This window comes from Streptococcus sp. GMD6S (assembly GCF_000297015.1).
On record NZ_AJRH01000254.1, the window covers coordinates 1 to 581 of the forward strand.

The following is a 581-nucleotide window of genomic DNA, read 5'->3' on the forward strand; positions in this document are numbered from 1 at the left end:
AAGAGGTAGATAGAAAAGAGAAGTAAGATGAACTATTCAAAAGCATTGAATGAATGTATCGAGAGTGCCTACATGGTTGCGAGCCATTTTGGAGCCCGTTACCTAGAGTCTTGGCATTTATTGATTGCCATGTCTAATCACAGTTACAGTGTGGCAGGTGCGACTCTAAATGATTATCCATACGAGATGGACCGTTTAGAAGAGGTTGCGTTGGAACTGACTGAAACCGACTATAGCCAAGATGAAACTTTTACGGAATTACCCTTTTCCCATCGTTTGGAGGTCCTCTTTGCGGAAGCAGAATATGTAGCCTCAGTGGTACATGCTAAGGTGCTAGGGACAGAGCATGTCCTCTATGCGATTTTGCATGATGGTAATGCTTTGGCAACTCGCATCTTGGAGAGAGCAGGCTTCTCTTATGAAGACCAGAAAGATCAGGTCAGAATTGCTGCTCTTCGTCGTAATCTAGAAGAGCGTGCTGGCTGGACAAGAGAAGATCTCAAGGCTTTGCGTCAACGCCATCGCACAGTAACTGACAAGCAAAATTCCATGGCCAATATGATGGGCATGCCTCAAGCTCA

1 protein-coding gene is annotated in these 581 nt (G+C 45.1%); it reads left to right on the forward strand.

Annotated features, from left to right (window positions below):
* Nucleotides 1-27: 27 nt before the first annotated feature.
* Nucleotides 28-581 (forward strand): Clp protease N-terminal domain-containing protein (locus GMD6S_RS10005; protein ID WP_001109725.1); only part of this gene is annotated, 554 nt, incomplete at its 3' end.